The sequence below is a fragment of the Gemmatimonadales bacterium genome, assembly GCA_019637315.1.
Classification (GTDB): Bacteria; Gemmatimonadota; Gemmatimonadetes; order Gemmatimonadales; family GWC2-71-9; genus SHZU01.
The window spans coordinates 30,258-55,116 of sequence record JAHBVU010000003.1 but is presented as its reverse complement, the minus strand read 5'-3'; the positions used below and the strand labels follow the sequence as shown (position 1 = coordinate 55,116).

Sequence of the window (24,859 nt, the reverse complement as noted above, 5' to 3'; positions counted from 1 at the left end):
TTTCCTGGCCGTTCATGGGGGCTGGGGAATCGGGTACCCTTCCCGCACGTGGGGTCTCGGGTCTCTTTCCCTCCCGTGAGGGGTCCTCATGGCAGTGGAGTAATTTCGTCCTGTCCTCGGGTGGACAGACCTCGATCGGCCCGACCGGTGTGGCAGAAGGGCCCGATGGCTAGTTTATATGTCAGTAGTAGTCGGTATGGTAAGATCTGGCGGGTGACGGCAGCCAGATGGTCAGGGGACCCGAGCTCGGGAGAGCGAACATGGTGGCAAAAACGGCGGTGACGGTTCTGATCGGTCTGTTGGCGATGACGAACGGCTTGGCGGGACAGCAGGCCGCGCCGGGGGCGACTCCCCTGGCCGTCGGAGCTCCCGCGCCGGACTTCACCCTCGGTGGTGCGAACCAGGCGGGCGTCCTGGCCGAGCCGGTGCGTCTGTCGGCGCTCAAGGGGCAAACGGTCGTGCTGGCGTTCTTTCCGCGGGCGCGGACCCGGGGGTGCACGGCACAGATGGAAGCGTACCGGGAGCAGTATGCCACGCTCTTCAACGGGGGCAACGGGGTTCGGGTCTTTGCCGTCAGTGTCGATCCCGATACCATGCTCGCAAGCTGGGCACAGGAGCGTCAGTACCCCATCTCGTTTCTCAGCGACGTCGGCGGCGCCGTGAGTCGCGCCTACGGGGTGCTGCTCACGCGCGGAGAAATGATGTACTCGCATCGTACCCTCTACGTGATCGACCCCAACGGTGTGATTGCGAGCGTCATTTCGCCGTTCCGCGAAACGGACCCGACCGCATACACGGAGTTGGCGGCGGCGGTCAAAACCGCGCGGGGGCGCTGAGCGCCCCCGCCCGAGGTCGGGCCGCCTCGCATGCGTATCAAGCGAAGCGCCGACCTCGGGTTGCCCGTGATCCCGGCGTCCGGTACATTGCCAGGGTCCCGCGTGATGGAGGTGCCTGCGTTCGTTCGTCTGGCCGGAATGATCTGTGAGCGAATGGTAGGCCCGCTCACGCTGTCTCTCATTCCGGAGCGATCCTGACCATGACCCGTCATCTTCCTTACGCTGCCTACGGCAACGGTCAGGTGCTTGGCCTGGTTGGTCCCGACAGTGCCATCGACTGGCTCTGCTTGCCGCGCTTCGATTCGCCCTCCGTTTTTGGTGCGCTGCTCGACGCCGAACGAGGCGGTACCTTCAAGGTCCTGTCGCGCGGGCGTAGCGTGCATGGTCATCTCAGCTATATCCGCAACACCAATGTGGTACGAGGCGAGTTTCGCGATGGCGAGGCGGCCTGGGAAATCATCGATTTCGCCCCGCGGCTTCCCAACGGCTTGGCGCTCGACTGCCCGGTCGAGATTGTCCGCGTGATCCGCCCGCTGGCCGGAACGCCTCGCCTGTCGATCGAACTCGATCCCCGGCCGGACTACGGCCGCGCCGCGGTGCGCTGGATTCCCGAAGATCGCGGCACCTTGCTCGAGTGGAGCGGTGGCACCCTCGATGTCGCTGCTAACCTGCCGCTGCCGTATCTGACGGGTCGGCAGGAGTTCGCCCTGACCCGACCGGTCTTCGTGGCCATCCGGTACGGCCGGCGGATGGTTCGCCCGGTCTGGGCCGATGTGCAGTTTCAGCTCGACGTGACGATTGCCGGCTGGCAGCGCTGGGCCAAGACCTGCGGCCTGCCGACCTTTGCCGGAGAGGCGGTGCTCCGATCGGCCCTCTGCCTCAAGCTGCACGCCTATCACGACACTGGCGCCATCATCGCTGCCGCAACCACGAGTATTCCCGAAGAAATGGGGACGGAGCGGACCTGGGACTACCGCTTCTGCTGGATTCGCGACGCCGCCTTCGTGGCGGAGGCGCTGCGCCGCCTGGCGTACCTGGACGAGGGCGAGCGGTTGCTGGTCTTTTTGCGTGACGTCGTCGAGAACGGGCCGCTGCAGCCGCTCTATGGCATCGGCGGGGAACGCCACCTGCCCGAAGAGTATCTCGATCACTGGTCGGGGTACCGCGGTAACGGGCACGTTCGGATTGGCAACGCGGCCAGTCTTCAGGCGCAGCACGATCTGATGGGCGAAGTCGTCCTGTGTATGGAAACTTTGCTCTCGGATCCGCGCATCGGCCATAGTGACCCCAAAGGATTTTTCCCGCTCGTCGAGCGCATGGTCGAAGACGCGATTCGCCTCGCGCCCGTCGCGGACACCGGAATCTGGGAGTTTCGCACCTCGCTCAAGCACCACACCTTCTCGCGAGCGATGTGCTGGGTTGCCATCCATCGGGGTGCGCTGCTGGCGGCGCGGATGGGCTACGATGCCGTTGCCCGGAGGTGGGAGGCCATTGCCGAGCGGGAGCGGGCCATCGTACTCGAGCGGGGCTACAACCCGGAGTTGGGCTACTTTACGCAGGGGCTGGACGGACAGTACCCGGATGCCTCCAATCTGCTGCTGCCGACGCTGGGCATCATCGACGCTCGGGACCCGCGGTTTGTGTCCACCGTCGATGCGACGGGCCGTATGCTGACTCGAAAAGGTCTGGTGTACCGGTATCGCAATCCGGATGACTTCGGTTTGCCATCGAGCACCTTCACGATCTGCTCGTTCTGGTACGCCGAGGCGCTGGCCCTGGTCGGGCGCCTGGAGGAAGCCGTGGAGGTCTTCGAGCGGCTGCTCTCCTTTGCCAATCCGGTCGGCCTCTTCTCGGAAGACATCGACCCTGATTCCGGAGCGCTGCTCGGCAACTTCCCGCAGGCCTATACGCACGTCGGCCTGATTCACGCCGCCATGACGATCGGCGAGTTACTCGAAGCAAGGGATGGTCGCGTTCGTGCCTGGGTCTGACGCCAAACGGGTCATCATGGTGGCCAACCGGCTGCCGATGACGGCGTCGATTGGCGAGGGCGGCATCACATTCGCGGCGAGCTCGGGCGGCTTGGCAACCGCGTTGGGGGAAGTCCACGAGCAGCGCGGGGGGGTCTGGGTCGGGTGGCCCGGTATTACCTCCGACCAGCTCGACCAGGCCGGCTGGGACCACGTGGTGGAAACGCTGCGCGCCTCGCGTCTGGTGTCGATTCCGCTGTCCCGGGATGAGTCAGAGCGCTTCTACGGCGGATTCTCCAACAGTTTCATCTGGCCCATTCTCCACAGCATTACCGGAAAGACGCCGCTCGACACCGACGATTGGGGTGTCTATCGCGACGTCAATCAACGTTATGCCGATGCGGTCATCGCGAACTACACGCCGGGCGACCTGATCTGGGTCCACGACTTCCACCTGTTTCTGGTGCCCGGCATGATCCGGGCAGCGATCCCCGATGCGCCAATCGGGTTCTTTCTGCACGTGCCGTTTCCGACGGCTGATGTCTTCCGGACCCTGCCGCATCGGACCGAGCTGCTGCGTGGCTTGCTGGGCGCCAGTCTGATCGGCTTCCACACCGCATCGTATCTTCGGTATTTCTCGACGGCGCTGATAGAACTGCTCGGTCTGCCGACTGACATCGACCGCGTCACCCTGGGAGACCGGACCGTCCGGCTCGGTGTCTTCCCGGTAGGGATCGAGGCTGCGGCATTCGAAACGGTGGCCCGCGATCCGGCGACCGACGGCCTGATTGCCGAGATCCGGGGCGATGATTCCGGCAAGCTGATGGTGGCGGTCGATCGGCTGGACTACACTAAGGGGGTGCGGAGGCGCTTGCTGGGCTTCGAACGGCTGCTCGCGACCCACCCAGAGCTGCACGAGCGCGTGCGGCTGATCAACCTGTCGGTGCCGAGCCGTGAAACGGTGCCTGCCTACCAGGAGCTTCGACAGGAGGTCGATGGTCTCGTCGGTCGGATCAATGGTCGGTTCTCGACCCCGCGGTGGACTCCGATTCACTACATGTTCCGCGCGGTCGACCGCCATAGCCTGGTTGCCCTCTATCGGGCCACCGATGTGATGGTGGTGACCCCGATCCGCGACGGTATGAACCTGGTGGCCAAGGAGTTCGTTGCCTCTCGCGTCGACGGGGATGGCGTCCTGCTGCTGAGCGAGTTTGCCGGCGCCGCTGCCGATCTGCCGGAGGCCGTGCTGGTCAATCCCTACGACATCGATCAGCTGGCCGGTCGGATGGCAGAGGCGCTGACCATGGCCGAGGCCGATCGGCGCACCAGGATGGCGTCGCTGCGCCACCGGGTGGGTCGCTATGGCAGCAGCTGGTGGTCGACCACATTTCTCAATGCGTTGCAGAGCGAGTGGCGCGCCAGCATTCGGCGCCCGGTCCGCATGGGCAGCGGCGCACTGCGGTTGTCGCTCGACCGACTGCGCACGGCCCGACGACGGCTGCTGCTCCTCGACTATGACGGCACTCTGACACCGCTGGCCGAACGCCCGGAGTTGGCGCTGCCCGACGAGGAACTCCTCGATCTGCTGGCCCGGCTTTCCCGCGACCGCCGCCATTCAGTGCATATCGTCAGCGGGCGATCCGCCGGGTTTCTCGAACGGTGGCTTGGCCACCTGCCCGTCAATCTCCACGCCGAACACGGTGCGGCGAGCCGGCCGCTCGGTGCGAAGGACTGGATTCGGGCCAGTGTCAAACTCGGCTGGATGGAGCGAGTCCGGAGCGTATTCGAAGATTTCAGCCGGGTCACGCCTGGCGCCTTTACCGAAACCAAGGAGTTCGGCCTCTGCTGGCATTGGCGCAGCGCTGACCCGGGCTCGGAAAAGGCCGCCAACGAGTTGGTGCTGCATCTGGCCCAGGTGCTGCAGCGCACCGGCGCCGACGTGCTGGTCGGCAATCGGATCGTCGAAGTCCGGGCGCAAGGCATCAACAAGGGGCTGATTGCCCGCGCCGTGCTGTCGGAGCGCAGTATGGGAACCGGGATCCTCGCTGCCGGCGACGACTCCACCGACGAGGAGCTGTTCCGGGTGTTGCCGCCGGAGGCGATCACGATTCGGGTTGGGGCAGGGCCCTCTCACGCAGGAATCGGGATTGCCGACGTCCCCGCCTTCAGGCGGGTGCTGGCGGAAATCGTGAGCTGGGGCTCCGCCAGCTAGCGGGTCAGCGGCTTGCCTGTGCCAGGGCTCGCTCGACCGCGTCGAGGGTCGGGTCGATTTCGTGGGTCACCGCCTGCCCCTTCTGCAGCAGGATTTCCGGGTCCTTGAGGAGATGGCCGGTCAGAATGGCCACGACATCATCGCTGCGTTCGATGACTCCTTCGCCCACCAAGCGACGTACTCCTGCCACCGATGCGGCACTGGCCGGTTCGCAGCCGACCCCGGCCCGGTCGATCACCTGCTTGGCAGCCAGGATCTCCGCATCGCTCACGGTGGTCACGACGCCGTTGGTGGCGCGGATCGCCTCGATGGCACGATCATGGGACGCCGGGTTGCCGATCCGAATGGCCGTGGCAACCGTCTCCGCCTCGACCTGGTACCGGTTGGCAAAACCTTCCCGATAGCTCCGCGCAAATGGTGCGGCTCCCTCGGCTTGGATCGAAGCGATCCGCGGCATCCGGTCGATCAACCCCGCGGCTTTCGCCTGGACCAGCGCGGCACCGAAGGCTGCCGTATTGCCCAGGTTGCCGGCAGGCAGCACGATCCAGTCCGGGGCCCGCCAGCCGCGATCCTCCAGCAGCTCGAAGACGATGGTCCGTTGCCCGGCCAGACGCAGGGGATTGATGCTGTTGGCCAGGTACACGCCGAGCCGATCACTGGCCTGATCGACCAGGGAAAGGCAGGCGTCGAAATCGCCCCGTACGGCCAGAATGGTGGCACCGTACGCCACGCTCTGGGCCAGTTTGCCCAGGGCGGTCTTGCCCGCGGGAATCAGCACGATGCCGGCGATGCCCGCCTGGGCGGCATACGCAGCGAGAGAAGCGGACGTGTTGCCGGTCGAAGCGCAGGCCACGGCCCGCATGCCGAGTCGCTTGGCCTGAGAGACGGCCACGGTCATGCCTCGGTCCTTGAAGGAGCCGGTCGGGTTCATGCCTTCGAGCTTGAGGGCGAGCCGCGCCGCACCGGCCCAGTCGCTCACTGCGGGTCGCGAGATCTGCGGCGTATTGCCTTCGGGGAAGGAGACGATATCCCCGTCGCGGGCCTCGGGCAGAATCAGATCACGGAAGCGCCAGACGCCTGAGCGCGCCAGACCCGTGCCGCAGCTGCCCCGATCGGTCATCCGACGAGCCAAGTCGGCCGGATGGTCATCGGAAGCCAGGGTCAGCAGGCCGCGGCAGGCACGACAACGCGTGACCGGTTCGTCGAGGGTGAATGTTGTTGCACAGCTATCGCAGCGGAGCCACGATGTCATCGGAGGATCCTTGCGCCTCGTCGATCGGGCGCGGTCACGCGGAGAGAGGTGTCGAACCCGGCACGTCGGTAGGCGCGGGTCACGGCGCGGCCAACCCGCTCTGCCGTTGCGTCGTCGGCGGCAATGGCAAACAGCGTGGGCCCGCTGCCCGAAATGGAACAGCCGACCGCGCCGGCGCGCAGTGCGGCGGCTTTGGCTTCGCTGAACCCGGGGAGTAACGGCGCTCGGGCGGGCTCGGCAATCCGGTCATCGATGGCGCGGCCAAAGAGCGCGAGGTCGTTGCGGCACGCGCCGGCGACCATCGCCGCGACCTGCGCCGCCTGATGCATCGCGGTCGCGCGCGGCAGGGACTTGGGCAGAGCGGTACGCCCTCGCTTGGTCGACATTTCGTAGCTGGGCTTGGCCAGCACGATCCGGATCCCGGCTGGTACCGGGAGCTGGCAGATATCGATCGGGTCGAGTGAGCGGATCAGCACCAGGCCGCCGACCAGCGATGGTGCAATATTGTCGAGGTGACGCCCGGCCACGGTCGCTTCGGCTTCGAGGGCCGCGGCAAGCACCTCTTCCGTACCAAGCGGGTTTCCCATCAGCGCGTTGGCCGCCACCGCGCCTGCGACGGCTGAGGCCGCGCTGCCGCCCTGCCCGCCGGACAGCGGTAGACCCTTCGTCAGCGAGAGGGCAAGCCCGATGCGACCGCGTCGTCCGCCAAGCCGAAGGGCGGCCGAGGCGGCCAGGGCGGTGGCGTGGCGCTCGGGGTCGGTCGGGAGGTCGGGATGGCCCGGGTTGCGAACCTCGATCCGGCGTGCGGCCAGCCGTTCGGCATGAACCGTGTCGCCCGCGCCGCGGACCGCGAGGCCAAGAATATCGAGACCGGGACCGACGTTACCGATCGACCCCGGAACGTAGACACGAACTGTCGCCATGAACCGTCGAAATATCAGTGGGCCGGAGCTTAGTGGCCCAACTCGGGAAAGTCCACTTGTCGCCGCTTCGATCGGGTGGGTAGATTCGGCCCGCTCCGAGCGACGCGATTCATGACGAGTTCAGTCGTTCGTAGCCCGGCGGTACTCCCATCACAGTGAGGGCCGATGCGGATTGCAGTCTTGCGGGAAACCGAACCGCGTGAGCGCCGCGTAGCACTGGTGCCTCAGACCGTGGCACGTCTGGTCCAGCAGGGGCACGCGATCACGATCGAGCGTGGCGCCGGCGCCGCTGCCGCCCTTGACGACGAGCAGTATCGCAGCGCCGGAGCGGTCGTGGTTGCCTCGGCCGCTGACGGGCTGCGTGATGCCGATCTCGTCCTCAAGGTGCAGCCGCCCACCGCCGAGCAGGTTGGGCTGATTCGGCGCGATGGTGTGCTGATCTGCCTGATGCAGCCGCACCAGCAGGCCGCCCTCCTTGCGGCTCTGGCGTCTGCCGGTGTCACGGCCCTGGCCCTGGAACTGGTGCCGCGGACCACCAAAGCACAATCGATGGACGTCCTGTCCTCTCAGGCCACCGTGGCCGGGTACCGGGCTGTGCTGGCCGGGACCATGCACCTCGGCCGGTTTTTGCCGATGCTGACGACGGCCGCAGGTACGATTACGCCGGGCAAGGTCTTCGTTATCGGGGCCGGTGTTGCCGGACTGCAGGCCATTGCGACGGCCCGTCGTCTCGGTGCAGTCGTCACGGCGTTCGACGTGCGACCCGCCGTCAAAGAGCAGGTTGAGAGCCTCGGGGCACGCTTCGTCGAAGCCGGCGCCTCGGCCGAGGGATCCGGGGGCTACGCCCGAGAGCTGTCGGACGATCAGCAGGCTCGGGTGCTCGCGGCCATCGGCGGTCACGTGCCCGACATCGACCTGATCGTGACGACGGCCGCCATTCCCGGCAAGCGCGCCCCGGTGCTGTTGACCACCGCGATGCTGGCGACGATGCGCCCCGGGTCGGTCGTCGTCGACGTGGCGGCGGAAACCGGCGGTAACTGTGAAGCGACCGTCGCCGGCGAGGAACGGGTCGTCCACGGCGTCACGGTTCTTGGTCCGCTCAATCTGGCGAGCGGGCTGCCCTACCATGCCAGCTTCATGCTCAGCAAGAACTTTCAGTCGCTCCTCGAGCACGCCGTGGCGGAGGGGCAGTTCCGCCTCAGCCTCGACGATCCGATTCTGGGACCGATGTGCGTGACCCACGCTGGCGCGGTGCGGTTCGGCGTGGCGTAAGGAGTTCCGTCCAATCACCGGAGACCGCAATGAACGTCGACCTCACGGTCATCATGCAGGTGTATGTGTTCGTGCTCGCCGGATTCGTGGGATACCAGGTCGTCTCCAGGGTGCCCTCACTGCTGCACACTCCGCTCATGTCGGCGGCCAACGCCATGACAGGGATTTCGCTGGTCGGATCGATCGTGGTGGCCGGCATGGATCGCGGCATGCTGAGCAATGTTCTGGGTGCCATTGCCGTTGCCTGCGCATCCATCAACGTGGTCGGCGGCTTCCTGATCACTGATCGGATGCTCAAGATGTTCAAGAGCCCGGATCGGAAATCGTGAGCGGGGCCGCTGCAGAGGCCGGATATTTGGCTCCAGCGGTTCGCGAAGGTCTGATTCAGGCCTTCTACCTGACCTCATCCGTCCTGTTCATCCTGGGCCTTCGAGGGCTGAGCAGTCCGACCACGGCGCGCCGGGGTATGCACCAGGCGTCGATCGCCATGTTGTTGGCGGTCGTCGGAACCCTGCTGCACCACGACATCGTTCGGTTCGACTTCATCGTGGCCGGGCTGATTGCCGGATCGCTGGTCGGCGTCATCATCGGGCTCCCGCTGGGCATCAACATCCCGATGACGGCGATGCCGCAGTTTGTCGCCATCTCGCACATGTTCGGCGCCATCGCGGCTACCATCGTCGGTTTGACCGAGTACCTGGCGCTGGACACGCGGCCGTCGGGTCCCGTGATGGTGGCGCTGAGCTTCGAGGTCATTCTCGGCGCGTTGACGGTCACCGGCAGCTTTATGGCCTTCGGCAAGCTCCAGGAAATCATCACCGGGAAGCCGATCACCTATCCGGGACAGAACTTCATCAATCTGTCCCTGTTCGCATTGACCGTGGGCTTGCTGATCTATCAGCTGATCGTGCCCGGGCAGCCGCACCTCTTCCTCCTGATGCTTGGGATTGCAGCAGTGCTCGGCATCCTGATGGTGCTTCCGATCGGCGGGGCCGACATGCCTGTCGTGATCTCGCTGTTGAATGCCTATGCCGGGCTAGCGGCGTCGGCCATGGGCTTTGCGCTGGGGAACAACCTGCTCATCATCGTCGGCGCGTTGGACGGGGCCTCCGGATTCCTGCTGTCGATCCTGATGTGCAAGGCCATGAACCGGTCCTTTGCCAACGTCATCTTCGGTGCCTTTGGGGGCGGTGGGGCCGCAGCCAAGAAGTCGGCCGAAGGACTGACCATGCGGCAGGTGAGTGTCGAGGACGCGGCAATCCAGCTGGCTTACGCCAAGCAGGTCATAGTGGTGCCGGGGTATGGTTTGGCCGTGGCGCAGGCCCAGCACCTGATCCGCGAGGTGGCCGAGTTGATCGAAAAGCGGGGGGGAGAGGTCAAGTATGCCATTCATCCTGTCGCTGGCCGGATGCCAGGGCACCTCAACGTGCTGATGGCTGAGGCCAACATTGCCTACGACAAGCTCTACGACATGGAGGACATCAACGGAGAGTTTGCCCGGACCGATGTCTGCCTCGTGATCGGCGCCAACGACGTCGTGAACCCGGCTGCCCGGAGTGACCCTTCCAGTCCGATCTACGGCATGCCGATCCTCAACGCCGATCAGGCGCGGTCGGTTATCGTCCTCAAGCGCGGCGCCGGAACCGGTTTTGCCGGGATCGAGAACGAACTGTTCTTCGATTCCAAGACAGCGATGCTGTTTGGTGACGCGAAATCCTCGCTCCAGAAGCTCGCTGCAGAACTCAAGACCGTCTGAGTTTGGTTCATCGGGAGACGTTCGGTGCGGGTTGGCCGGGCCCTGAACGTCTCCCCGATGTAGCCGATACCCTGGAAACGGGGTGGTCCGAGCTACTCCGTTCGCCGCTGCGGGGGCTTGTGGCTGGTGACGGAGGTTGGGATGTGGGTGTTGCAACCCATTATCCCAGGCTGGTTTAGGACCTTCAGTGCGGTTTTTGATGCTAAGTTGTTGATTTTTTTGAGGTTAGATTGTATATTGGCGTGCCGACGACGGGGAACCATTCGGGGTTTCAACGGGTCGGCGTGACATTCAATGAGTGGAGGACAAGTGACTCTTCCTCGTGCGAAGCGCAGGGCGGCAAGGCCGGCCCAGATCGCCCGTGCGGTGGACGAGGGCCGTGAGAGCCTCGACCTGTACCTGGATGAAATTTCCCGAGTACCGCTGCTCAGTCGAGACGAGGAAATGGACCTCGCTCGCAAAGCGTTTCGGGGCAATATCGCCGCACAGGAGAAGCTGGCTCGTCATAACGTCCGGTTCGTGGTTTCGGTAGCCAAGAAGTTCCAGAACCGCGGGGTGCCGCTGGTCGACCTGATCGGCGAGGGCAACCTGGGGCTCATGACTGCGGCCCGGAAGTTTGATCCGGATCGGGGCGTCAAGTTCATCTCGTATGCGGTGTGGTGGATTCGTCAGGCCGTCCAGGCGGCAATCGCCCGCCACGGTCGGCCGGTCCGGGTACCGCTCAACCGGACGGCAGACCTCTCGCGTCTCGGTCGAACCACGACGCTTCTCAAGGAGCGGATGGGGCGGATGCCGACGACCGAGGAGCTGGCCCGGGCCACCGGTTTGACGCCGGAGGCGGTGCGGAGCTTGAGCGCGCTCAACTCCGAGGCCGTTCGCCTCGATCATCCCACTCGGGATGGCGATGGCAACGAGCGGATGGAGCGATTTGCCGCCACCGATCAGGAGGGCACGGACAGCTCGACCCTGGCCAACAGCCAGACCAACGACATCGAAGCGGCGCTTGCTACGCTGCCGCCGCGCGATGCCAAAGTGCTCCGGCTCTATTTCGGGCTCGAGGACGGCAACAGTCGGACCCTCGAAGAGATCGGTCGGATGATGGGTGTCACCCGCGAGCGGATCCGTCAGCTCCGGGACCGGGCGCTCCAGCGCCTGCGTGAAGGGGAAACGGGCGATCGTCTCAAGGATCTCGTCGCCTGATTCGACCTGCAGTACGGTTCGACTGAAGTAAGAACGCGGGGGTGGCCGATGCCTCCCCCGCGTCTCTTTGTTGCCCTGCCGACGAGCAGCCCTATTTCGCCAGGAACATCCGGAGCACCCGCGGCAGGATGCCGCCGTGACGGTAGTAGTCGAGCTCGACATTCGAGTTGAGGCGCACCACGGCCTCGAAGGTCTTGCTGGACCCGTCCTCAGCGGTGGCGGTGACCTGCACCCGTCCGCCGGGAATCAGACCGTTGGCAATGCCTGTGATGTCGAACGTTTCGCGTCCAGTGAGGCCCAGCGCCTCCCGGTTCTGGCCGGGAACATAGGCCAAGGGAAGCACGCCCATGCCGACCAGGTTGCTGCGGTGAATCCGCTCGTAGCTTTCGGCAATCACGGCTTTGACGCCCAGCAGGGTGGTGCCCTTGGCCGCCCAGTCGCGGCTGGATCCCGTGCCGTACTCTTTCCCCGCCAGCACGATCAGCGGCGTGCCGCGCTCGATGTAGCCCATTGCCGCGTCGTAGATCGACATCACCTCACCAGTACTGAAGTCGACCGTCCAGTTGCCTTCGCGACCCGGTACGAGCGCATTCTTGATGCGCACGTTGCCGAAGGTGCCGCGCATCATGACTTCGTGATTGCCGCGTCGGGCGCCGAAGGTGTTCCAGTCTTTGGGGTCGACGCCGCGGTCGAGCAGGAAACGGGCGGCGGGGCCGTTCTTCGGGATCGAGCCGGCCGGCGAGATGTGGTCGGTCGTGACCGAATCGCCGAGGGCGGCGAGCACCCGGGCGCCGGTAACGTCCCGATAGGCTCCGGGCGCGGCGGCCAGGCTTTGGAAGAACGGCGGGTTCTGCACGTAGGTCGACTCGGTGTCCCATTCGAACCGACTTCCGCCCGGGGCTTCGAGGTTCTGCCACTCGACATCGCCCTCGAAGACAGAACCATAGCTCTTCTCGAAGATCGCGGGGTTGAGCGCTTCCGACATGACGCGCTGGATCTCCTCGCTGCTGGGCCAGATGTCGGCCAGGTACACCGGCTGACCGTTCCGGTCCGTTCCCAGCGGTTCTGAGGCCAGATCGAGATCGACTCGGCCCACCAGTGCATAGGCCACGACCAGCACGGGTGAGGCGAGGTAATTGGCGCGCACCAGCGGGTGGATCCGGGCCTCGAAATTCCGGTTGCCAGACAGGACCGCCGCACAGACGAGATTGTGCTTGGCGATGGTGTCTTCGATGGTGCTCGGCAGCGGGCCGCTGTTGCCGATACAGGTGGTGCAGCCGTAGCCGACGGTATTGAAGCCGAGCTGATCGAGGAAAGGCGTCAGGCCGGCGTTATCGAGGTAGTCGGTTACCACCCGTGAGCCCGGGGCCATGCTGCTCTTGACCCATGGCTTGGTGGTCAGACCGCGCTCGACGGCCTTCTTCGCGAGCAGGCCGGCCCCGACCATGACCGAGGGATTCGAGGTATTGGTGCAGCTCGTGATGGCGGCGATGACGATGGAGCCGTCGCGGAGCTTGAAGCTGTGGCCGTCGAGCTCGCAGTCGACCTCGGGCGGCGCGTCGAGGGTCGCCAGGGCGCCACCTTCGCCCTCCCAGCGGGCAGAGTTGCTGGTTGCGGCTTCTTTACGATCAGGTGTCACGGCCGCCGGCATCAGGCCAGGCAGGTTGACTGCAAAATTGCGGCGGACATCGGTCAGCCTGACGAGATCCTGAGGACGGCGCGGGCCGGCCAGGCTCGGGACGATCGTCGACAGGTCGAGGGTCAGGCTCGACGTGAAGATCGGATCTGGCGTTGCGTCGGTGCGGAAGAAACCGTTCTCCTTGCAGTACCGTTCCGACGCGGTTACGACATCGGCCGGCCGACCGGTGCGGCGGAGATACTCGATCGTCTCGTCGTCCACCGGGAAGAAGCCCATCGTGGCCCCGTACTCGGGCGCCATGTTGGCAATGGTCGCACGGTCGGCGAGACCCAGGCTCGAAAGGCCAGGCCCGTAGAATTCGACGAACTTGTCGACGACGCCCTGGCTGCGCAGGATGTTGGTGACGTGGAGGACCAGGTCCGTCGCGGTCGTGCCGATCGGGAGCTCGCCGACGAGCTTCATCCCGACCACCTCGGGAATCAGCATGAAGTACGGCTGGCCCAGCATCACCGCCTCGGCCTCGATACCGCCGACGCCCCACCCCATCACGCCCAGCCCGTTGATCATCGTCGTGTGGGAATCGGTGCCGACCAGGCTGTCCGGATAGGCCGTGAGCGAGCCATACTGCTCGCGCACCTGGACCAGCGGGGCGAGGTATTCGAGGTTGACCTGGTGGACGATCCCGGTGCCGGGAGGGACGACCCGGAAGTTTTCAAAAGCATGCTGGGCGAACTTGAGGAGTTGATAGCGCTCTTTGTTGCGTTCAAATTCCAGGGCCACGTTCTGGCGGAAGGCCAGCGCCGTGCCGTAGTGGTCGACCTGAACTGAGTGGTCAATCACCAGGTCACAGGGCACCACCGGGTTGATCCGGTTCGGGTCGCCGCCCATCGCGGCCATTGCATCGCGCATTGCGGCCAGGTCGACGACGCAGGGAACGCCCGTAAAATCCTGGAGAACGACGCGGGCGGGCATGAACGGAATCTCTTTGCCCGGAGCAGGCTGGCCGGTCCATTTCCCGATCTGAAGGACGTGGTCCTCCGTGACGATGCCCCGGCCCGCATGTCGCAAGGCATTCTCAACGAGAATCCGGATCGAGAAGGGAATTCGGTCGAGGTCGATCAGTCCCTGACGTGCCAGCTCGCCCAGCCGGAAGATCGTCGCATGACGACCATTGCCGAGATCGAGCGTGGAGCGGGTGCCAAAAGGATTGGGGAGAGGAGCGGTCATCGTTGAAACCCGTCATATTTCGTCGGATATTTAAATGCCAGTGAGCGAGTAAAGTAACGGCTCCGAGGAAGGAACGCCGAATTGCACGGCCAGACGCCCGTATCAATAACCAGACGTGACGATGCCATCCTGTTCGACTGGGATCAGCACGGAACCAGGACAGCCTTCGGATCGCGGGCGCTTCGGCTTGCCTGTCCCTGCGCCGAGTGCGTCGAAGAGATGTCCAGTCGTCCCCTGTTGGATCCCGCGACGATTCCTGATGATATCCGGCCGGTGCATCTTGCACTCGTAGGTACATATGGGCTCCGGGTTCACTGGAGCGATGGTCACTCGACTGGCATCTTTACCTTCGCGTGGTTGCGGGTCAACTCCTCACCGATAGCGTCGACGCCATGATCATAGGACACCGCTGGTGGATCGTGATTTGGTACGGGATTCTGTTGACCGGATCGGTCGGCCTGGTTGCCGCGGTGTACTGGGGGCGGCGAACCTCATGGCAGAATCTCGATGAGATCCTTCGTGCTGCCGGAACGATCCTCGTGTCGCTCGGGATGCTCTTGATCCTGCACGATCGAGACGGGTCTGGCGCTGAGGCCCTGCTGGTGACGGCACTGCTGGCCTTCGTGGCCGCCTTTGTGGTCGGACGTCGTGGCGCCTATCAGTTGCGTCAGCATCGGGCCCCTGACGTTCAGACCGGCGAATGAGGCAGACTGCGGCGCTGGTTGCCGTGCTGTGCGCGTTTGGAGTAGCGGGCGGGGCAGGACAGGAGATCACCGGGGCATCGACGGGCGGGGCCGCCGCGCTGGCGCGGGCGGAACGCATGCTGGGTCATACCAAACGGGTGCTGATGATCGCTGCGCACCCCGACGACGAGGATACCGAGCTGCTCACCTACCTGGTTCGTCGGGAGGGGGCTGTGACGGCCTACCTGTCGTTGACCCGGGGGGAGGGGGGCCAGAACCTGATTGGCCCGGAACTGGGCGAGGCGCTCGGGCTGATCCGGACAGAGGAGCTGCTGGCGGCGCGCCGACTCGATGGCGCACAGCAGTTCTTTACCCGCGCATTCGACTACGGATTTTCGAAATCGATTGACGAAGCGCTCCAGTTTTGGCCCGCCGATTCGCTGCTCAAGGACGCCGTCCGCATCATCCGCCGCTTTCGGCCCCAGCTCGTGGTCTCGATTTTCTCCGGAACCCCTCGTGACGGTCACGGGCATCATCAGGCCGCAGGGTGGGTCGCGGCGGAAGCCTTTCACGCGGCGGGCGATCCCGCGCGTTTCCCGGAACTGGTCCGCGACGAGGGGCTTGCCCCCTGGCAGCCGCTCAAGCTGTATCGCTCGGCGTGGTTTGATACGACTGGCGTCAGTCTCGTGCTCGAGGGTGGCCGGCTCGATCCTGAGGTGGGCCAATCCTATCGGCAGATCGCGATGCGGAGTCGGAGTCTGCACCGCTCGCAGGACATGGGCGCGCTGCAGCAGGTTGGGCCGAGTTCGATTCGTCTCGCGTTGCTGGCCGATCGAACCGGTGCCGGCTCGCCGCTCTTCGCCGGTGTCGATACCGCGCCGCCGAGGTCCGGATCACCGGAGGCGCAGGATCTCGACCGATTCGCAGCCGAAGCCGCCGCTGGGCGGGCAGGCCTGATCGTCGATGCCACGACCGACCGTGCCAGCGTGGTTGGCGGGCAGAGCGTCACAGTCACCCTCTCGATCTGGAACACCGGATCGGCACCCGCTTCGGGTCGGGTCGGTCTCGTTCTGCCTGAGGGGTGGGACAGTCAGGCGTCCTGCCTGGCTGCCGAGCACCAGCTCGCGCCTGGCCAACTCGTGCAGTGTACGGCCGAGGTCGGCATTCCGGCTGCCGCAAGCCCAACCTCACCCTACTTTCTTCGGCAGCCGCGTGGGCCGGGCTTCTATCATTGGGATGGACCGGTCCGGTATTGGGGTGATCCCTTCGATCCGCCGCTCGTGACGGCGCGCTTTGAGCTGGGGTGGTCGGGTCAGACGGTTCGACTCGAACGGGAGGCGACCGCTCAGGTTCGAGACCGAACCCTGGGTGAGCTCCGGGTCCCGCTGGCCGTGGTCCCGCGCCTCGATCTGCGGGTGACGCCGCCGGTGAAGGTCTGGCCCCTGCCGAGCGCGGGTCCGCAGGAACTCGTCGTGACCCTCCGCCACGGCGGGCGCGACACGACGGTTGGCGAGATCGGGTTGGATCTGCCGCCAGGCTGGACGGCAGACCGGCCGATCCCCTTTCGGATGACGCGTCCGGACCAGCGCGAAACCTTCACCTTCTCGGTGACTGCGCCCCGCGATCAGGGGCGGGCCGACGTGGCAATCACAGCCTGGGCGACCGATCAGGCGGGCCGGCGCTATCAGGCGGGGCGGGTGCAGGTGGCCTATCCCCACATTCGCGACCGTGCCTATCTGATCCCCAGCGTGGCAACCGTCCGGACGGCCTCGGTTCGTCTTCCGGTCCGGGCGCAACGCATCGGTTATGTGCGTGGCGCGGCAGATCAGGTTCCGGAGGCGCTTGCTGCGGTCGGGCTCAACCTCGAAGTCCTCGATCCGGCGACGCTCGAGCGAGGCGACCTGGGTCGCTTCCAGACCATCGTGGTGGGAAGCCGGGCCTATGAAATCAATCCGGCGCTGGTTGCCTCCAATGCCCGTTTGCTCGAGTTCGTCCGGCGCGGGGGACAGCTGCTCGTCCAGTACCAGCAGCAGACGTACTTCGGCGGGCAGCTCGCTCCGTATCCGCTGTCGGTTGCTCGGCAACATGACCGTGTCACCGATGAAACGGCTCCCGTGCGTCTGCTCCTGGCCGACGACCCGGTCTTTACTACACCCAATCGGATCGAGCCTGCCGACTGGGAGGGATGGGTCCAGGAGCGTGGGCTTTACTTCCCCCGCACCTGGGGAGATGCCTGGCAGCCGCTGCTCGAAATGAACGATCGCGGTGGTCCGCCCCTGCAGGGCGGCCTGCTCCGCGCCCGCTATGGTGAGGGCACCTACTGGTATACCGGCCTCGCCTTCTTCCGGCAGCTCGCCGCCGGTGTGCCAGGGGCCTTGCGCCTCTTTCTCAATCTGATGGAATCCGACCGTGCGCCGTCGCATCCGTAACCTGATGCTTGCTGCGGTCCTCGTTGGCACTGGCTGTGCCGACGGCCGCACCCCGGTGCTGCTGTACTCCCCGCATGGGCGGGAACAGCTCGATCTGCTGGAGCGGGCCTTCGAAGCGAAACATCCGGAGATCGACATTCGTTGGCTCGATATGGGGAGCCAGGAGATCCTCGACCGGATCCGATCGGAGCGGGCCAATCCACAGGCAGATGTCTGGTTCGGCGGGCCGAGCAGCATCTTCGATCGGGCGGTTGGCGAGCAGTTGCTGTCGCCCTACCGACCTGTCTGGGCCGACGCCGTTGGCCCGAATGGTATCGGGCCCGACGAGCTGTACTGGCCGGCCTATCGGACTCCGGCGGTGATTGCGTTCAATTCCGCGGCAATCACCCGTGAGCAGGCACCGAAGGACTGGGACGAGGTCCTGGCGCCCGAGTGGCGGGACAAGGTGCTGATTCGTGACCCGATGGCGAGCGGGACCATGCGAGCCATCTGGGGCCTCATCCTGACTCGCAGCATCGAGGCGACCGGCGATACCGCAGCGGGCATGAGCTGGCTCCGACGCCTGGACGGCCAAACCAAGGCATATGCCCTCAACCCGGCGATTCTGATGGAGCGCCTGGCTCGGCAGGAGGGCCTGATCACCTTGTGGGACTTGGGGGACGTGCTGAGCGACCGCGCGGCGGGCGTCGCCATCGACTATGTCTTTCCCCGGAGCGGCACGGTGGTGATCGATGATCCGATTGCGCTGGTCAAGGGAAGTCGGCAGCCGGAGGCGGCCAAACTGTTCATCGATTTCGTCGGGTCGGTCGAGGGACAGCTGCTTGCTGCGCGGCATGTCTTTCGGCTCCCCGCTCGGTCGGACCTGCCGGTCGATTCGGTGCCGGCTTGGGTGGCCCAGGTGGAAACGGAGATGGTCACCGCGCCGATGGACTGGGCGCTCCTGGTGCGTGAGGGCGCCGGCTGGATGCGCCATTGGGATCAGCATGTTCGTGGAACGGGACGCCGATGAGCCAATCTGACTACCTGATTCTCGACGGCCTGAGCAAGCGATTCGATGGCGGTGCGGGGGTGCGCGACGTATCGCTTTCGCTCGCCCGAGGTGAGATTCTCGCGCTGCTGGGTCCGAGTGGATCGGGCAAGACGACGACCTTGCGCCTGCTGGCCGGATTCGAGCAACCGGATGCCGGCAGGATTGTCGTGAACGGTGCGGACGTCACGACCATGGCACCCGTGGCGCGTCGGTTCGGGATGGTGTTTCAGCACTATGCCCTCTTTCCGCACCTGACCGTTGCCCAGAACGTGGCCTTCGGTCTCGAGAGCCTCAAGCTTGGCACGGCTGCACTGACTGACCGGGTCGAGGGGGTGCTCCGTGCCGTCGATCTCGCCGGTTACGGGGCCCGTTCGATTGCCTCGTTGTCGGGCGGTCAGCAGCAGCGGGTCGCGGTCGCGAGGGCGCTTGCTCCAGAGCCGCCGGTACTGCTGTTGGATGAACCCCTGTCGAATCTCGACCCCTCGCTTCGCGAACGCACTCGCCGCGAGTTGCGGGAGCTGATTCAGCGGATCGGCATCACAACGGTTCTGGTGACCCACGAGCAGGAAGAGGCATTCGATCTGGCAGACCGAATCGCTGTGCTCCATGCGGGACGACTGGACCAGTTGGGGACGCCGGATCAGCTCTATCGCACGCCAGCGACCCCGTTCGTGGCCGGGTTCATCGGACGAGCCACCCTGATTGATGCGGACCTCACCGTTCGGCAGCAGGGAGGGCTGCTGACGTTTGCCGGGCAGGGCCTCGAGGTTCCGCTCGGGGCGGTTGCCGCGGGTCCCGTTCGGGTTGCGGTCCGGCCCGAAGCCTTCCGTCTGCGGTCCGGTGGCGCGGGGCGCTGGTCGGGCCAGGTCGTCGCGCGACGGTACCTGGGCAATACGGCGCTGCTTCGGGTCGCGTTGGACGGAGCAGGGCTCGAGCTCGAGGTTGAGGCGTCTCCCGAGGAAGCGGCCATCGGCGAGCGGGTCGGTCTGGAACCGACCGGGAAGGGGTTGCACATCTTTGCCGGGGCTCTGCCGGGATGAATCGATCCGGCCTCGAAATGCTGGGCGTTGCTGTGGCCATTCTGTTGGCCTGGCTTGTCCTGCTCCCTCTGGGATTTGTCGCGATCGAGGCGGTTTCGGGCCCGGACGGCACTACCTTCGAGGCAGTCTCGCGCTTTGTCGCCAGTCGGGTCGAATGGCGGGTGCTGGCCAATTCGATGGGGCTGTCGGTCGCGTCGGTGGTCGGATCTGCGCTGATCGGGGTTCCGCTTGCTGTGCTGGTTTCCCGGGTTGCCTTTCCCGGACGGCGGCTGGTTGGCGCGTTGCTGTCGCTGCCTGCTGTCCTCCCGCCCCTCGTTGGCGTGCTGGCCTTTCTGTTTCTCTACGGTGAAAGCGGATTCATTTCCCATCTGGTGCAGGCGGCCCTTCGTCTCGAGACCCCCCCGTGGCGACTCGAGGGCGCTCCGGCGATTCTCCTGGTGCACGTCTCGACGATGTACGTGTACTTCTACCTCTTCGTGCGAGCCGGCCTGACAGGCATCGATGGCTCGGTCTACGAGGCTGCGGCATCGCTCGGTGCGGGGCCGTGGCGCACCTTCCGTCGAGTCACCTTGCCGCTGCTGCGAACCCATCTGGCGGGAGCCTCCCTGCTGGTCCTGATGACCTCACTGGCCTCATTCAGCGCACCCTACCTCTTCGGCGGCCGATTCCGGGTCATGACGACCCAGATCATGGCCACCAAGCTCAACGGCGACGATCGCCTGGCGATGGTCGAGACGCTGTCGCTGACGCTCCTGGCGCTGGCTGGGCTCTGGCTGGTTCGACGGGCCGACCAGGCGCCCGCTGGGCGGGGTGGCAGCAAGGGAACGCCGCCGCGGCCACGACCGCTGGCCGGCAGCCTGGGACGCGTTGCCCTGCCCGTGGCCGCCTGGGGCGCGGCACTGGTGCTGATCCTTCCGCACCTGGCGCTGCTGCTGGTGTCGTTCGTACCGCGCGGCACCTGGACCTCGCAGGCGTTTCCGCCGGTGCTGGCGCCTGGCAATTACCTCACGCTTTTCAAAGATCCCGTCCGTCTCGGCCCGATTCTCAACAGCAGCTGGATGGCAGTCGTCGCCACGGTTGGCGCCGTGGCCCTGGCTGTTCTGGTCAGCTGGCTCGCGGTTCGGGCCCGGGTCCGAACCGCTCGTTTCCTGGAGACGGTCATGGCGCTGCCCTGGGCGGTGCCCGGCACGGTGTTCGCGATTGCGTTGGCCACGGCCTTCAGCGTCAATGCACCGTGGACCGGTCGGTTGCTGCTGGTCGGAACATCCGTCATCCTGCCGCTTGCGTATCTCGTCAGGAATCTGCCGGTCAGCGGTCGCGCCTTGCTGGCCGGTTACCGGCAGTTGGATCCCAGTCTCGATGAGGTCGCGGCCACGCTCGGTGCGGGCACCTGGCGTACCGCGCGACGGGTCACCATGCCGCTGCTCAAACCCGCGATTGTCGCGGCAGCAACCCTGGGGTTCGTGACGGCGTTCGGAGATTTCGTGACCTCGATTCTGCTCTACACCTACGATACCCGGCCGATCTCCCTCGAGATCCTGTCCAGCTTGCGGCAGGCAGACGTTGGCGTTGCCGCCGCCTATGGGGTGCTCCTCATGCTGGTGAGCGCCGTGGTGTTTTACGCTGCCGGAGAAGGGAATCAAACCGGGTGAGCGAGCCCCACGAGCGATGGCGCGTCGGTCCCCTGCGCGATCCCGAATTCAAGAAGGTTTCGGTACTGATCGCCACCGCGATGATCGATATGATCGGATTCGCGATCATCTTCCCGCTGCTGCCGTTCTACGCCATCGAGCTCAATGCGTCGCCGTTTGCCATCGGCTGGATCATGGCGTCCTTTTCGGTAGCGCAGCTGGCGTCAGCGCCGCTTTGGGGACGCGTCTCCGATCGCCACGGTCGCCGCCCGGCGGTGCTGGCCGGTCTGGCGGCCTCGGGGATCGCCTATCTGGTCTTCGGCTACGCGACCAGTCTCTGGGTGCTGCTGCTGTCCCGGCTGGTGCAGGGCGCGGGAGGCGGCACCACGGCCGTGCTGCACGCCTATGTCGGTGATGCCATCCGTCCCGAACGCCGGGCCCAGGCACTGGGGTGGATTTCCGCAGCGACCGGCCTCGGGGTTTCGGTTGGTCCGCTGATCGGGTCATGGGCGGTCAAGTACGGCACCGCCGTTCCGGGCATGGTGGCGGCGGGGCTCTGCCTGCTCAACTTCGTGTTTACCTGGAAGTGGCTGCCCGAGTCCCGCATTCGTGAGGCCGGTGATGCGGCCCGCCCACGCCGTTCGATCCGTGCCGCCTTCGCGACCGTGGTCCGGCGGCCCCGTGAAACGGTGTCGCGCCTGGTGTGGATCTATGGCGCAGGCATGCTCGGCTTCTCGGCAATGACATCGGTGTTTGCCCTCTACCTTCACGATCGGTTTGCCATTACCGCTGACAAGATCGGTCCGTTCTTCACCTATCTCGGCTTGCTCAATTTCGGGATGCGCGCCATCGTGCTGGGCCCGGCCGTACGCCGGTTGGGAGAGACCGGGGCGATTCGGCTCGGGACCATCACGCTGGTCGTCGGGCTGGTTGCCTATCCCCTGGTGCCTTCGCTGATGATTCTGCCGTTGGTGATGCTCCTGATGCCGATCGGGACAGCCTTGCTCTTCCCGTCGACGACGGCCCTGATGACAAAGTATTCCGACCCCTCGGCCCTCGGAACGACGATGGGCGTGGCCCAGGCGTTTGCGGGAACCTCGAGGGTGGTGGCCCCGCTCGCGGCGACCTTTCTGTTCCAGCGTCTGGGAGCGGGAACGCCATTCTACGTGGCTGCGGCAATCGTCGCGATGGTCGGTCTCCTGGCGTTTCAGCTGCCGGACCGGCCAGCGGGTCCGCAGAGCGACGAAAGTGGCTAAACTTCCCCGATGAATGTGACTTCTCCGCAGTCTATCCGTGATGCCTCCTGGGCCGACCTCGAGCCGAGTTTCGATCTGCTCCTCGATCGCCCGATTGACCGGGACAACGTTGAATCGTGGTTGGCTGAATGGTCGCGTCTCGAGGAGATCGTCACGGAGGCAATCTCGACGGCGATGATTGCCTATACCTGCGACACGGCTGACGAGGACAAGGAGGCGACTCACCGGCGCTTCGTTGTCGAGATTGCGCCGAAGGTTGAGGAAAAGAGCGTCAAACTGGCCGAGAAGTTTGCCGCGCTCGGGTACGACCGGCCTGGGATCGAACAGATGACGGCCCGCTTCCGCCGTGCCATCGAGATCTTTCGTGAGGCCAACATACCGCTGATCGCCGAGCTGGAAGAAACGGCAACCGAGTATCAGCGGACGACCGGTGGGATGCTGGCTGACTGGGAGCGCGAGCGGAAGCCGATTCCTCAGCTGACACCCTTCCTGCAGTCGGCCGACCGCGCAGTCCGGGAGCGCGCCTTTCGGGCGATTGTCGGCCCCTACATGGCGGCGCGCGATCAGCTCGCCGAGCTGTTCAACCGCCAGCTGCGCCTGAGACAGCAGGTGGCCCACAACGCTGGATTCGCGAACTTCCAGCAGTATACGTTCGCCGCCAAGTGCCGGTTCGACTACGGGCCGGATGAGTGCCGGCGCTTTCACGATGCGGTCGAAGCGGTTGCCGTTCCCGCCGTGGCCAGGATCTACGAGGAGCGGCAGCGCCGGCTCGGTGTGTCGTCACTTCGGCCCTGGGATCTGATGGCGCCGATCTACCGGGACCAGCCGCTCCGCCCGTTTGGGGATGTTGCCGAGCTGATCGGCAAGACGGCTCGCCTGTTTGAACGACTCGACGATGACCTGGCAAGCCAGTTCCGGATCATGGCAGCCGAGCAGTTGCTGGATCTGGACAGCCGCAAGAACAAGGCGCCTGGCGGGTACTGCGATACCCTCCATTACCGGGGGCGCCCGTTCGTCTTTATGAACGCCTCGGGCGTGATGGAGGACGTGCAGACTCTGCTGCATGAGGCGGGACATGCGTTCCACGCCTTTTCGGCGCATCGGCAGCCGTTGATCTGGCAGCGCCATCCGACTGCCGAGTCAGCCGAGCTGGCGTCGATGTCGATGGAACTGCTGGCGGCGCCGCTGCTCGATTCGCCCGGTGTGTTCCTCTCCGAGCGCGATGCCGCAGTCGCCCGGATCGAGCATCTCGAGGACGTGCTCGTGACGTTGTGTCATGTCGCATCGGTCGATGCCTTTCAAGCGTGGATCTATACCGACCCGAACGGGGCCATCGCCGAGGCGCGGGACGACGCCTGGGTGGCGCTCCGGTCGCGGTTCGAGCCTGCCGTCGACTGGAGCATGCTCGCCGCAGAGCGGGTAGCCCGCTGGTACCGGCAGCTGCACATCTTCCTGTATCCGTTTTACTACATCGAGTACGGGATAGCCCAACTCGGTGCGATTCAGGTCTGGCAGAATCACCGCCAGAACCCCGCTGCGGCGCTCGACGCATATCGCCGTTTCCTGGCGCTCGGTGCGACCGCCTCGCTGCCCGAGTTGTACCGGGAGGCCGGGGCCCGACTCGTCTTCGACCGAAAGTCGATGGAGGCGTTGGTCGGCCTGGTCGAGTCGGAAATCGAGCGGCAGCGGGCGGTGATTGGATAGCTGACCGGTTCCACCGCCGCCGCTGGCCGTTGGCAGCCGTGGGCCGGCTGGGGGCCGCGGTTGCCCTGAAGCCCGGTTCAGGGCAGATTTATCAATCTGGGTTGGATTGGATTCACCGCCGAAAGGATCAGGCATCTCGGATGGCGAAGGAAGAAGGCATTGAGATGGAAGGGGTGGTGCAGGAGGTGCTCCCCGACCGAAACTACCGTGTGCTGCTCGAGAACGGCCACACGATCCTCGCATACGCCGCCGGGAAGATGAGCAAGTTCAAGATCCGCGTGCTCGAGGGAGACCGGGTCAGTGTGGTGCTTTCGCCCTACGACTTGACCCGCGGCCGCGTCATCTATCGCCACAAGTAGGACGCGCGACGACGACCTCAGCCTCTGAAACCAGAAGGGGCCGCTCCGAATCGGGAGCGGCCCCTTCTCGTATGCGCTGAGGCGGCGAACCTACCTGGCCTTGGTCACATTCTCTGCGGCCGGGCCCTTCGCCCCGGACACCATGTCGAACTCCACTCGCTCGCCCTCGGCGAGGCTGCGGAATCCATCCATCTTGATCGCCGAGTGGTGAACGAAGCAATCCTTTTCCCCGTTCTCGGGGGTGATGAAGCCAAACCCCTTCGCGTCGTTGAACCACTTCACGGTGCCGGTGATGCGAGCCATTACGCCTACTCCCTCATTTGATGATTACCGCAGCCGGTGCACGACGAGATCGCCCGGCCATTCCACGGAGCGCGAGCCCATCTCGCGCCGGGAAACTTTACGCCGACCGCGCAGCAACCCGCCGAACAGGATGTCAG

The 24,859-nt window shown here is 65.3% G+C and carries 20 protein-coding genes; 16 read left to right on the top strand and 4 right to left on the bottom strand.

Features of this window, described 5'->3' with window-relative positions; genetic code table 11:
- Positions 1-260: 260 nt before the first annotated feature.
- The 3 genes from KF785_03840 to KF785_03830 all read left to right on the top strand — a co-directional run bounded on the left by KF785_03840 (position 261) and on the right by KF785_03830 (position 5,018).
- Entirely contained in the window at positions 261-836 is a 576-nt protein-coding gene (locus tag KF785_03840) for a redoxin domain-containing protein (protein MBX3145875.1), read from the top strand.
- A 200-nt stretch (positions 837-1,036) separates the two neighbouring features.
- A complete protein-coding gene (locus KF785_03835; GenBank protein ID MBX3145874.1) occupies positions 1,037-2,827 on the top strand; it encodes a glycoside hydrolase family 15 protein in 1,791 nt (596 codons plus the stop codon).
- Entirely contained in the window at positions 2,814-5,018 is a 2,205-nt protein-coding gene (locus tag KF785_03830) for a bifunctional alpha,alpha-trehalose-phosphate synthase (UDP-forming)/trehalose-phosphatase (protein ID MBX3145873.1), read from the top strand. The genes KF785_03835 and KF785_03830 overlap by 14 nt, the downstream gene beginning before the upstream one ends.
- A 4-nt stretch (positions 5,019-5,022) precedes the next feature.
- Here the strand turns inward: KF785_03830 and KF785_03825 are convergent, their stop codons facing one another.
- Together KF785_03825 and KF785_03820 are read right to left on the bottom strand one after the other, a co-directional pair.
- On the bottom strand, positions 5,023-6,270 hold the full coding sequence (locus KF785_03825) for a threonine synthase (protein MBX3145872.1): 1,248 nt from the start codon (positions 6,268-6,270) through the stop codon (positions 5,023-5,025).
- Positions 6,267-7,193, bottom strand: coding sequence for a homoserine kinase (locus tag KF785_03820; protein MBX3145871.1), 927 nt, complete (start codon positions 7,191-7,193; stop codon positions 6,267-6,269). The genes KF785_03825 and KF785_03820 overlap by 4 nt, the downstream gene beginning before the upstream one ends.
- Before the next feature lie 165 nt (positions 7,194-7,358).
- On the opposite strand from KF785_03820, the gene KF785_03815 reads away from it, so the two are divergent.
- The 4 genes from KF785_03815 to KF785_03800 all read left to right on the top strand — a co-directional run bounded on the left by KF785_03815 (position 7,359) and on the right by KF785_03800 (position 11,421).
- Entirely contained in the window at positions 7,359-8,465 is a 1,107-nt protein-coding gene (locus KF785_03815) for a Re/Si-specific NAD(P)(+) transhydrogenase subunit alpha (GenBank protein ID MBX3145870.1), read from the top strand.
- A 29-nt stretch (positions 8,466-8,494) separates the two neighbouring features.
- On the top strand, positions 8,495-8,794 hold the full coding sequence (locus KF785_03810; GenBank protein ID MBX3145869.1) for an NAD(P) transhydrogenase subunit alpha: 300 nt from the start codon (positions 8,495-8,497) through the stop codon (positions 8,792-8,794).
- Entirely contained in the window at positions 8,791-10,221 is a 1,431-nt protein-coding gene (locus tag KF785_03805) for an NAD(P)(+) transhydrogenase (Re/Si-specific) subunit beta (protein MBX3145868.1), read from the top strand. The genes KF785_03810 and KF785_03805 overlap by 4 nt, the downstream gene beginning before the upstream one ends.
- A 309-nt stretch (positions 10,222-10,530) precedes the next feature.
- Positions 10,531-11,421: a sigma-70 family RNA polymerase sigma factor gene (locus KF785_03800; protein ID MBX3145867.1), complete on the top strand. Its 891-nt coding sequence runs from the start codon at positions 10,531-10,533 to the stop codon at positions 11,419-11,421.
- 91 nt (positions 11,422-11,512) lie between these two features.
- Here KF785_03800 and acnA read toward each other — a convergent pair whose 3' ends face one another.
- Positions 11,513-14,287: an aconitate hydratase AcnA gene (gene acnA, locus KF785_03795; GenBank protein MBX3145866.1), complete on the bottom strand. Its 2,775-nt coding sequence runs from the start codon at positions 14,285-14,287 to the stop codon at positions 11,513-11,515.
- 81 nt (positions 14,288-14,368) lie between these two features.
- On the opposite strand from acnA, the gene KF785_03790 reads away from it, so the two are divergent.
- The 9 genes from KF785_03790 to infA all read left to right on the top strand — a co-directional run bounded on the left by KF785_03790 (position 14,369) and on the right by infA (position 24,419).
- On the top strand, positions 14,369-14,683 hold the full coding sequence (locus KF785_03790; GenBank protein ID MBX3145865.1) for a DUF971 domain-containing protein: 315 nt from the start codon (positions 14,369-14,371) through the stop codon (positions 14,681-14,683).
- Positions 14,680-14,991, top strand: a complete 312-nt coding sequence (locus KF785_03785) for a hypothetical protein (GenBank protein ID MBX3145864.1) — start codon at positions 14,680-14,682, stop codon at positions 14,989-14,991. The genes KF785_03790 and KF785_03785 overlap by 4 nt, the downstream gene beginning before the upstream one ends.
- Positions 14,988-17,399, top strand: a complete 2,412-nt coding sequence (locus tag KF785_03780) for a PIG-L family deacetylase (GenBank protein ID MBX3145863.1) — start codon at positions 14,988-14,990, stop codon at positions 17,397-17,399. Before KF785_03785 ends, KF785_03780 begins: the two co-directional genes overlap by 4 nt.
- A complete protein-coding gene (locus tag KF785_03775) occupies positions 17,380-18,408 on the top strand; it encodes an extracellular solute-binding protein (GenBank protein ID MBX3145862.1) in 1,029 nt (342 codons plus the stop codon). Before KF785_03780 ends, KF785_03775 begins: the two co-directional genes overlap by 20 nt.
- Positions 18,405-19,469 (top strand): ABC transporter ATP-binding protein, encoded by a 1,065-nt coding sequence (locus KF785_03770; protein MBX3145861.1) that lies wholly within the window; start codon positions 18,405-18,407, stop codon positions 19,467-19,469. The genes KF785_03775 and KF785_03770 overlap by 4 nt, the downstream gene beginning before the upstream one ends.
- Entirely contained in the window at positions 19,466-21,121 is a 1,656-nt protein-coding gene (locus tag KF785_03765) for an iron ABC transporter permease (protein ID MBX3145860.1), read from the top strand. The genes KF785_03770 and KF785_03765 overlap by 4 nt, the downstream gene beginning before the upstream one ends.
- Positions 21,118-22,356: an MFS transporter gene (locus KF785_03760; GenBank protein MBX3145859.1), complete on the top strand. Its 1,239-nt coding sequence runs from the start codon at positions 21,118-21,120 to the stop codon at positions 22,354-22,356. Before KF785_03765 ends, KF785_03760 begins: the two co-directional genes overlap by 4 nt.
- Positions 22,357-22,365: 9 nt before the next feature.
- Entirely contained in the window at positions 22,366-24,060 is a 1,695-nt protein-coding gene (locus tag KF785_03755) for a M3 family oligoendopeptidase (protein ID MBX3145858.1), read from the top strand.
- A gap of 140 nt (positions 24,061-24,200) precedes the next feature.
- On the top strand, positions 24,201-24,419 hold the full coding sequence (gene infA / locus KF785_03750; GenBank protein ID MBX3145857.1) for a translation initiation factor IF-1: 219 nt from the start codon (positions 24,201-24,203) through the stop codon (positions 24,417-24,419).
- A 90-nt stretch (positions 24,420-24,509) separates the two neighbouring features.
- Here infA and KF785_03745 read toward each other — a convergent pair whose 3' ends face one another.
- The gene (locus KF785_03745; GenBank protein ID MBX3145856.1) at positions 24,510-24,722 is read right to left on the bottom strand and encodes a cold-shock protein; all 213 of its coding nucleotides are present in this window, start codon (positions 24,720-24,722) and stop codon (positions 24,510-24,512) included.
- Positions 24,723-24,859 lie beyond the last annotated feature (137 nt).